Annotated in this window: 9 protein-coding genes, 1 pseudogene and 1 riboswitch; of the genes and pseudogenes, 8 read left to right on the top strand and 2 right to left on the bottom strand. The window is 35.7% G+C overall.

Annotated elements, in window-relative coordinates:
* The first annotated feature begins 122 nt into the window (after positions 1 to 122).
* A riboswitch (Lysine riboswitch) is annotated at positions 123 to 299 on the top strand.
* Between the two features lie 87 nt (positions 300 to 386).
* The 8 genes from BU038_RS10945 to lysA all read left to right on the top strand — a co-directional run bounded on the left by BU038_RS10945 (position 387) and on the right by lysA (position 8,639).
* Complete coding sequence (locus BU038_RS10945) at positions 387 to 1,589, top strand: aspartate kinase (protein ID WP_107606067.1); 1,203 nt, start codon at positions 387 to 389, stop codon at positions 1,587 to 1,589.
* A gap of 79 nt (positions 1,590 to 1,668) precedes the next feature.
* On the top strand, positions 1,669 to 2,658 hold the full coding sequence (locus BU038_RS10940) for an aspartate-semialdehyde dehydrogenase (protein WP_107606066.1): 990 nt from the start codon (positions 1,669 to 1,671) through the stop codon (positions 2,656 to 2,658).
* 1 nt (position 2,659) lies between these two features.
* Positions 2,660 to 3,544, top strand: a complete 885-nt coding sequence (gene dapA / locus BU038_RS10935) for a 4-hydroxy-tetrahydrodipicolinate synthase (RefSeq protein WP_107606065.1) — start codon at positions 2,660 to 2,662, stop codon at positions 3,542 to 3,544.
* The gene (gene dapB / locus BU038_RS10930) at positions 3,544 to 4,269 is read left to right on the top strand and encodes a 4-hydroxy-tetrahydrodipicolinate reductase (protein WP_107606064.1); all 726 of its coding nucleotides are present in this window, start codon (positions 3,544 to 3,546) and stop codon (positions 4,267 to 4,269) included. Before dapA ends, dapB begins: the two co-directional genes overlap by 1 nt.
* 24 nt (positions 4,270 to 4,293) lie before the next feature.
* Positions 4,294 to 5,013, top strand: coding sequence for a 2,3,4,5-tetrahydropyridine-2,6-dicarboxylate N-acetyltransferase (gene dapD, locus BU038_RS10925; protein ID WP_107606063.1), 720 nt, complete (start codon positions 4,294 to 4,296; stop codon positions 5,011 to 5,013).
* A 119-nt stretch (positions 5,014 to 5,132) separates the two neighbouring features.
* Complete coding sequence (locus BU038_RS10920; RefSeq protein WP_107606062.1) at positions 5,133 to 6,296, top strand: M20 metallopeptidase family protein; 1,164 nt, start codon at positions 5,133 to 5,135, stop codon at positions 6,294 to 6,296.
* Positions 6,293 to 7,369 carry an alanine racemase gene (locus BU038_RS10915; protein WP_107606061.1) on the top strand — a complete coding sequence of 359 codons (1,077 nt, stop codon included), beginning with the start codon at positions 6,293 to 6,295 and terminating at the stop codon, positions 7,367 to 7,369. Before BU038_RS10920 ends, BU038_RS10915 begins: the two co-directional genes overlap by 4 nt.
* A 1-nt stretch (position 7,370) precedes the next feature.
* Entirely contained in the window at positions 7,371 to 8,639 is a 1,269-nt protein-coding gene (lysA, locus tag BU038_RS10910; RefSeq protein ID WP_107606060.1) for a diaminopimelate decarboxylase, read from the top strand.
* A 122-nt stretch (positions 8,640 to 8,761) separates the two neighbouring features.
* Here the strand turns inward: lysA and cspA are convergent, their stop codons facing one another.
* Together cspA and msaA are read right to left on the bottom strand one after the other, a co-directional pair.
* Positions 8,762 to 8,962, bottom strand: coding sequence for a cold shock protein CspA (gene cspA, locus BU038_RS10905; RefSeq protein ID WP_001831260.1), 201 nt, complete (start codon positions 8,960 to 8,962; stop codon positions 8,762 to 8,764).
* Between the two features lie 352 nt (positions 8,963 to 9,314).
* Positions 9,315 to 9,447 (bottom strand): annotated as a pseudogene (gene msaA / locus BU038_RS10900) (regulatory protein MsaA); the annotation flags it as partial.

Genomic DNA, 9,447 nt, shown 5'->3' with positions numbered 1-9,447 from the left:
CTTAATTAGTAATTACTTTCGGAATTTAGGCTTTTTTCAGTAAATTTCCAAAAATCATATATTTCTGGTTTACATCTCAATGGTAACTATGTATAATGTGATACATACTAATTAATTGAATAGTTTTTTGATGAGGCGCATCAATCATCAGTACTTACCACGCCTACTGTCTGTTGCAGTTGGTAAGGAAAGGGTGAGATGCCGAAATAATCATAAATGCAGAGTTATGATTGTTGGACTTTAAGGTTAAGAGCTAAGGGTCTGTCATTATTATCAAATAATGGAGTGCATCACTTGTATATAAATTTACGAGCAAGTTCGCATTCCGGACTTGCTCTTTTTATATATGTGATTCTCCCCTACTATCGAGGAGGATATGTTAAGAAATGAAGAGAAGTGTTTTAAAATTCGGCGGTTCGTCTGTCAGTGATTTTACGAAAATTAGGAATATTGCTGAAATGCTGAAAAATAGAATAGAAAATGACGAACAACTCATTGTTGTGGTCAGTGCAATGGGAAAAACAACTGATCAATTAATGGAAAATGTAGCTGCGCTGACTAGTGAGCCAAAACAACAAGAGCTTGCCCTCTTACTAACCACTGGTGAACAGCAAACCGTTTCCTACTTGTCTATGGTACTCAATGATATTGGGGTTCAAGCAAGAGCCATGACAGGCTATCAAGCCGGAATTAAAACAGTCGGACATCATCTCAAAAGCAGGATTGCAGAAATTAATCCTGAAACTTTTGATAAAGCATTTGAAACGCATGATGTACTCGTTGTAGCCGGATTCCAAGGTATCAATGATGAATTTGAATTGACAACACTTGGTCGAGGCGGTTCAGATACAACAGCAGTTGCATTAGCAGCAGCCAATCAAACACCATGTGAAATTTATACGGACGTTGACGGTGTCTATGCGACTGACCCTCGTATATACAAAGATGCTAAACGTTTAAGTCTAGTTTCTTACGAAGAAATGATGGAAATGAGTGCACTGGGTGCAGGGGTTTTAGAAACACGCAGTGTTGAACTCGCAAATAACTATAACATTCCATTGTATTTAGGAAGAACTTTATCAAATGTGGAAGGAACGTGGATTATGTCACAAACAGAAATATTAGAGAAAAAAGCAGTTACGGGCGTAGCTTTAGATCGTAAAATGATGCATGTCACAATCAGCTATCCCCTATCTGATAATCAACTCTTAACAGATTTATTTACATTACTTGAAGAAGGACAAGTCAATGTTGATATGATTTCTCAAATCGTCAACATTGAAGGGTTACAACTCTCATTTACAATTAAAGATACTGATTTGACGCAAATCAAAGGTATTTTTAATAAATTGTCAGAAAGTTATCAAGCTTTAGATTATAATTTAAATGATGCTTACGCAAAAATCTCATTAATTGGTTCAGGTATGAGAGATATGTCAGGTGTCGCATCAAAAGCTTTCATCAGTTTAATTAATGCAGGTATTCCATTTTATCAAACAACGACATCTGAAATCAGTATTTCTTATGTTATTGATGCGGATAATGGAGAGCGAGCAGTCAAACAACTTTATGAAACATTTGATATTTAAAAGTTGGAAAGCAGCAAGAATCAGAAACTCAAGAAAGATTAAACGACTTTCTTAAATAATAATATGGAGTGAATTGAATATGACAAAATTAGCAATCGCAGGTGCAACAGGATTAGTAGGAAGCAAAATGTTAGAGACAATCGATCGTAAAAACATTCCATTTGATGAACTTGTATTATTTTCTTCAGCAAGATCAGCAGGAAAAGAAATCGAGTTTCAAGGTAAAACATATACAGTTCAAGAATTAACAGAAGACGCTGCAAGCGAACATTTTGATTATGTGTTAATGAGTGCTGGGGGCGCTACAAGTGAGCACTTCTCACCTATCTTTGAAGAAGCGGGTGCCATTGTTATTGATAACTCAAGTCAATGGAGAATGCATGATGACATCGATTTAGTCGTACCAGAAGTGAATGAACCTAAATTCACAAGAGGTATTATCGCAAACCCTAACTGTTCAACAATCCAATCAGTAGTACCTTTAAAACCATTACAAGATAAATATGGTTTAAAACGTGTAGCTTATACAACATATCAAGCAGTATCAGGTTCAGGTTATGCTGGACGTGAAGATTTATTAAATGGAGAAAAGGGAGAAGCACCAAAAACTTATCCGCATCCAATTTATAACAACGTCTTACCTCACATTGATGTGTTCTTAGAAAATGGTTATACAAAAGAAGAACAAAAAATGATTGATGAAACACGTAAAATCTTAAACTTACCAGACTTAAAAGTAACAGCAACTTGTGTACGTGTTCCTGTACAAGACAGCCACAGTGTTGAAATGGATGTTACTTTAGATAAACCAGCGACAGTAAAAGAAATTCAAGAACTATTTGAAAATGATGATCGTGTTGTCTTAGTAGACAATCCAGAAAATAATGAATATCCACTAGCTGTTTATTCTACTGGTAAAGATGAAGTCTTTGTCGGCCGTATCCGTAAAGACGATTCATTAGATAATACATTCCATATTTGGGTAACATCAGATAACTTACTTAAAGGCGCAGCATTGAATACAGTCCAAATTTTAGAACAAGTTTTATCAATGAAAGGAGTTTCTTAATATGAGTCGTTTATTTGAAGGAGTTGGGGTAGCACTTACGACCCCTTTCACAAATAATGAAGTCGATTATCAAGCATTAGAGAAACACGTAAATTATTTATTAGACAATAACATTCAAGCGATTATTGTTAATGGGACAACAGCAGAAAATCCTACTTTAACTGAAGACGAAAAAGAAAAAGTATTAGAAGCAGTGATTAAACAAGTTGATGGCAGAGCAACAGTTATTGCTGGAACAGGTACTAATTCAACGAAAAAATCTTTAGATGCTTCATTACGCGCTAAAGAATTAGGTGCAGATGCGATTATGTTGATTACACCTTACTATAATAAAACAAGTCAACGTGGTTTAATTGCCCACTTTACAACAGTTGCAGATGCTGTAGAACTCCCTGTTGTTTTATATGATGTACCATCAAGAACAAATATGAGAATTGATGTAGAAACAATGGTTGAGTTAGCGAAAAACCCTTATATTGTTGCCTTAAAAGATGCGACAAATGATTTTGAACATCACCGCGCATTAAAAGAACGCTTAGACTTATCTGAGTTCTCATTATATAGCGGTAATGATGATAACGTTGTACGTTATTATGCTGAAGGTGGCCATGGTGTGATTTCAGTTGTAGCAAATGCGATTCCTGGTGATTTCCAAGCATTGTATGAAAAAGCAAAACGTGGTGAATCGATTGATAAAGATTTCGAACCAATTAACCGTTTGTTAAATGCTTTATCAGTAGACGTTAACCCTATTCCAATCAAAGCACTTACTGCTGTTGAAGGATTCGGTAACTACGAAGTGCGTTTACCGTTAGTGACTTTAGAAGAATCAGACCGTAAACAACTTGAAGCAACATATGCCAAATATAAAGCAGGTGAACTTTAATGAAAATTTTGTTAATCGGATATGGTGCAATGAACAAACGTGTTGCACGTTTAGCTGAAGAACAAGGACATGAAATTGTAGGTGTTATCGTTCCAGATCCTGAAAATGACTATCCCTACCCTACTTTCAAACAAATCAGCGAAGCAAAAGATGCTGAAGTAGCGATTGATTTCTCTAATCCGGATTTACTACTACCGTTATTAGAACAAGATTTCAAATTGCCTGTCGTTGTCGCAACTACAGGTGAAAAAGAAAAGATTCAAGAAAAACTACAAGCATTAAGTAAAGACATGCCAGTCTTCTTCAGTGCAAATATGAGTTATGGTATCCATGTCATGACAAAATTATTAGAAGTTGCTGTACCACTTTTACAAGGTTATGATATTGAATTGATCGAAGCACATCACAATAAAAAAGTAGATGCGCCAAGTGGTACATTGATTAAGTTGTTAGATGTTATCAAAGACATTAAAGAAGTAAACCCTGTCTATGATCGCTCACAAACAACTGAAAAAAGAAAACCTGAAGATATCGGTATTAGTGCTGTACGTGGCGGTACAATTGTCGGTGAACATGAAGTGTTGTTTGCAGGCATTGATGAAACAATCGAATTAACACACCGTGCGCAATCAAAAGATATCTTTGCGAATGGTGCAATTACAGCCGCTGAGCGATTGGTTACTAAACCAAATGGGTATTATACATTTGATAATTTAAATAATTAATTAAACAAAGGAGAGGTTTTTACCATGGCAAAAGATTTAACAGCTGAGGAGATTATTCAATATATTAGTGATGCGAAAAAATCAACACCACTAAAAGTTTATATTAACGGAGCGTTCAAAAACGTAGAATTTCCTGAAACATTTAAAGTATTCGGCGGAGAAGATTCTAAAGTAATTTTCTGTGAAGCGGATGATTGGGATAAATTCTATGATGAATATCAAAACTACATTGAAGATGTAGAAATTGAAATGGATCGCCGTAACTCTGCGATTCCATTAAAAGATTTACGTCATACAAACGCACGTATTGAACCAGGATCATTCATTCGTGAACAAGCGATTATCGAAGATGGAGCAGTTGTGATGATGGGCGCAACTATCAACATCGGTGCGGTAGTCGGCGAAGGTACAATGATTGATATGGGCGCTACTTTAGGCGGACGTGCTACAACAGGTAAAAATGTACACGTTGGCGCAGGCGCTGTATTAGCAGGTGTTATCGAACCACCAAGTGCATCCCCTGTTGTAATTGAAGATGATGTATTAATCGGTGCCAATGCAGTTATCTTAGAAGGTGTACGTGTTGGTAAAGGCGCAATTGTTGCTGCTGGCGCAATTGTGACACAAGACGTGCCAGAAGGTACAGTCGTGGCAGGTACACCAGCGAAAGTAATCAAAAAAACTTCTGAAGTTGAAGATTCTAAACGCGAAATCGTATCTGCATTACGTAAATTAAATGACTAATCAAGAAACCAGACGTTAACAACTATTAAATAAATCAAAAAGGCGTATCGTGTGCGTTTTGCAAAGCCTCACATACGCCTTTTATACATATTATAAAGTAAGACAAAAGGAAGGATATTATGACACAAACTGAATTAGAATTTGTAACACAACATCGTCGCCATTTACATCAAAACCCAGAACTAAGTTTGGAAGAATACGAAACAACTAATCATATCATCGCATTTTTAGAATCTATTAACGTACCTTATGAACGTCCGTTAGAAACAGGTGTCGTTGCGCACTTAAAAGGAAACGGTAATCATACAGTTGCGTTTAGAGCAGATATTGATGCTTTACCGATTGATGAAGAAAATGAAATCGACTTTAAGAGTACTAAAGCAAATGTGATGCATGCGTGTGGACACGATGGTCACACGACTGCCCTACTTTTATTTGTCAGACGTTGCAAAGCCTTATATGACAAAGGCGAATTACCGCAAAATGTAGTATTTATTTTCCAACCAGCCGAAGAAACAGGTGCGGGTGCTAACCGCTTAATCAAAGCAGGCGCATTTGATCATCATCCGATTGAAGCAGTCTTTGGTATTCATGTGATGCCATTTAACGATGAAGGAACTGTCACAATTATGAATGAAGAAATTACTGCAAGTGCGACAGAATATCGTTTCTTCTTGAAAGGAAAATCAAGCCACGTTGCCAATAAAGAACAAGGACGTTCATGTGGTGAAGGTTTAATTCATGTATTGAACCAAGTCGGTCAAATTCAACAGTATCATTTGAATGGTTTACAAAGAAATATTGTACACATTGGCCGTTTTAATGCAGGTGAAGCGATTAATACGGTTCCGAGTCAAGGCTATTTAGAAGGCACAATTCGTACATACGATACGAATGATTTACAAGCAGTGAAAGATCAAATGTCTAAAATTGCGCAAAGTGTACAATTATTATTCGGTGTTAATTGCGAAGTGAAATTTGAAGAAGGTTATCCACCTACTTATAATGACCCTACTTTACATGATGGTGTGGTTCAAGCATTAAAAGATGCTGATTTTAATGTAGTTGAATTAGAAAAACCATATTTATTCGGTGAAGATTTCAGTTTCTATAGCCAAATTGCGCCAAGTTACTTTGCTTTTGTGGGTATTCGTAATGAAGCAAATGATTGGGTGCACGGTCTGCATACACCGAAACTAAACTTCGATGAAGCACAATTAATCCGTATTGCGGATTATTATGAAAATCTATTATTCCAATATGGCAAGGAGGTTTCTTCATGACAGCGATTTGGTCAGTAAACCGTCAACAATTTATAGATAATGCGAAACGTGTACGAAATAACCAAAATTTAATGGCCGTTGTGAAGAACAATGCTTATAACTATGGATTAGAATTTTCTGTTGAAGCATTCTTAGAAGCTGGCATTGATACATTTAGTACAACTTCACTTGCTGAAGCAATTCGCGTCAGAAAAATTGCGCCGAATGCGACGATCTTTTTAATGAATGCCGTTTATGATTTTGATGCGGTCAGAGATAACAATATCCATATGACTCTCCCCTCTTTAACTTATTACTATCAATATAAAGAGGATTTACAAGGTATACATGTTCACTTAGAATTTGAAAATTTACTCCACCGTTCAGGCCTTAAAACAATACAGGAAATTAAAGAAGTGCTTGAAGATCATGCTGATAATAAAAGTGAAGCTAAAATGATTATCAGTGGGTTATGGACACATTTTGGTTATGCAGACGAGTTTGATGTACCTGAATATGGTATTGAAAAACAAGCATGGGTTGATGTGGTGGATGCATTACTTTCTGAAGGCTATCACTTTGATTTAATTCATGCGCAAAATAGCGCTTCATTTTATCGTGAAAATCAACAACTGTTACCTCATCATACTCATGCGCGTGTCGGTATTGCTTTATATGGCTCTAGACCTTACAGTAGCTTATCAGAAGATGTCATCAGTCCATCACTCACTGTTAAAGGTAATGTGATTCAAGTAAGAGATGTGAATAAAGGTGACTATTGTGGTTATAGCTTTGCGTATGAAGTAGAACAAGACCATACAAAGCTTGCGGTTGTCGATATGGGTTACGGTGATGGTATCTTAAGAACCAGAGCAAAACATGAAGCGATTATCAATGGTAAGCGTTACCCTATTAAGGCTTTAATGATGAGTCACATGTTCGTTGCGGTTGATGAAACCGTTACTGCACAAGATGAAGTGATACTATATAATGAAGATATGCGTATTGATGAATATACGTTTAAAGGTGTCGGCGCGAACTCTGAACAATTAAGTGCGCTAAACCATGATTCTTTGATAAAGGAGATTCGATAAAATGGTTGTAGAATATAAAAATGGCAAATTAACAATGGGTGGCACAAGTTTAGAAATGATTGCTCAAAGCTTTGGTACCCCACTGATTGTTTATGACGAAGACCAAATCCGTAATCAAATGCGCAGATACAAAGAGGCATTTGAAGCGAGTGGACTTGATTACAATATTTCATATGCTTCAAAAGCATTTACTTGCTTACAAATGGTGAAACTTGTACAAGAAGAAGGATTAAGTTTAGATGTTGTATCTGAAGGTGAACTCTATACTGCTTTAGAAGCAGGTTATGATCCAGCAAATATCCACTTCCACGGTAATAATAAAACAAAACACGAGATTCGCTATGCATTAGAAAGTAAAATCGGTTATTTCGTCATTGACTCTTTAGATGAAATCGAATTAATTAATAGATATGCTTCTGAAACAGCTGATGTCGTATTACGTGTAAACCCTGGTGTAGAAGCACATACACATGAATTTATTCAAACAGGTCAAGAAGATAGTAAATTCGGCTTATCTATTCGTTATGGTTTAGCAGATCAAGCGATTGAAAAGATTCAAAGTAGCGAAAAATTAAACTTAAAAGGTATTCATTTCCATATCGGATCACAAATCGAAGGCACTGAAGCAATGATTGAAACAGCTAAAATTGTGATTAAGTGGTTAAAAGGTTTGGATTTAGAAGTTGATTTATTAAACATCGGCGGCGGTTTTGGTATCCGCTATGTTGAAGGTGATGTCAGCTTCCCTATCGAATCTGGTATTAAAGAAATTACAGATGCTTTAAAAGATATTGCGAAAGAAGCAGATTATCCACTTCCTACTATCGGCATTGAACCAGGCCGTTCAATTGTGGGAGAAGCAGGTGTAACCCTTTATGAAGTTGGTACTATTAAAGAAATCCCTGGTATTAATAAATATGTCTCCATTGACGGCGGTATGAGTGATCATATCCGTACAGCATTATACGGTGCGAAATATGATGCCCTATTGGTGAATCGTGATGAAGAAGCGGATGATACAGTTACAATCTCAGGTAAATTATGTGAGTCTGGTGATATTATTGCACGTGATGTTAAATTACCTTCATCTGTTCATCGTGGCGATTACCTTGCGATTTTATCAACAGGTGCATACCACTACTCTATGTCATCTAACTATAACCAAATGCAGAAACCTGCTGTGTTGTTTGTGAAAGATGGCAAAGCAAGAGAAGTCATTAAACGTCAATCATTACGTCAATTAATTATTAATGATACGAAAGTAAAATAAAGTATAAATAAAAACGAACTGAGACGAAATCAGTTCGTTTTTTTTTATATTCGTATTCAAACAAAGAAAAAAACACTTTACAAAATGTAAAGTGTTTATAATCAATAAAAGCCATCTATTAATTATAGTTTAACAACGTTTGCAGCTTGAGGACCGCGGTCGCCTTCAACTACTTCAAATTCTACTGATTGACCTTCTTCTAATGATTTGTAACCTTCTTGGTTAATTGCTGAGAAGTGTACGAATACATCGTTTTCTCCTTCAACTTCGATAAAACCGAATCCTTTTTCAGCGTTGAACCATTTAACTGTACCTTGTTTCATAATTTGTGAAACCTCCAAGACTAAAATTCAATATGCTTATTCGCATATTACAAAAAATACTTACGATAATTAGAGTACTGTAAAACCACAAAAGCAAATTACGATATTTATATCATTCTAATCACTTTTCAACAGTCCTATGTATATACTGCAGGTGGATTAATAACTGTTTCATGACTCAATATAAATCTTACGATACCACCCTTACTTGCAGATCATGCAAAAGCAATGTTATTAGTATGTTCTATATGTGTTTGAGCTAAATATTCTTTGCAATATGGAATAAAACTATTGCTTAAAACCCATTATAGTGCATTCCCCATATCATTGCAATACAAATAGTAAAAAATAATTAGTCAATAATTGGGAGGTCGTAATATACTTCGTTATTATATAATACGATAAAGCTATAAAATATTTGCATATCTTCATCACAATCCTCACAAAATCCCATATCGCAATTATTATAGAATGCATAAATATTG

Source organism: Staphylococcus simulans (assembly GCF_003043455.1).
Taxonomy (GTDB): Bacteria; Bacillota; Bacilli; order Staphylococcales; family Staphylococcaceae; genus Staphylococcus; species Staphylococcus simulans_A.
This window is presented reverse-complemented; position numbering and strand designations above follow the sequence as displayed.

What these genes read in the sequence shown, in the direction of transcription:
- BU038_RS10945 (WP_107606067.1), top strand. Translation starts at nt 387, where the DNA reads ATGAAGAGAAGTGTTTTAAAATTCGGCGGTTCGTCTGTCAGTGATTTT.
- BU038_RS10940 (WP_107606066.1), top strand. Translation starts at nt 1,669, where the DNA reads ATGACAAAATTAGCAATCGCAGGTGCAACAGGATTAGTAGGAAGCAAA.
- dapA (WP_107606065.1), top strand. Translation starts at nt 2,660, where the DNA reads ATGAGTCGTTTATTTGAAGGAGTTGGGGTAGCACTTACGACCCCTTTC.
- dapB (WP_107606064.1), top strand. Translation starts at nt 3,544, where the DNA reads ATGAAAATTTTGTTAATCGGATATGGTGCAATGAACAAACGTGTTGCA.
- dapD (WP_107606063.1), top strand. Translation starts at nt 4,294, where the DNA reads ATGGCAAAAGATTTAACAGCTGAGGAGATTATTCAATATATTAGTGAT.
- BU038_RS10920 (WP_107606062.1), top strand. Translation starts at nt 5,133, where the DNA reads ATGACACAAACTGAATTAGAATTTGTAACACAACATCGTCGCCATTTA.
- BU038_RS10915 (WP_107606061.1), top strand. Translation starts at nt 6,293, where the DNA reads ATGACAGCGATTTGGTCAGTAAACCGTCAACAATTTATAGATAATGCG.
- lysA (WP_107606060.1), top strand. Translation starts at nt 7,371, where the DNA reads ATGGTTGTAGAATATAAAAATGGCAAATTAACAATGGGTGGCACAAGT.
- cspA (WP_001831260.1), bottom strand. Translation starts at nt 8,962, where the DNA reads ATGAAACAAGGTACAGTTAAATGGTTCAACGCTGAAAAAGGATTCGGT.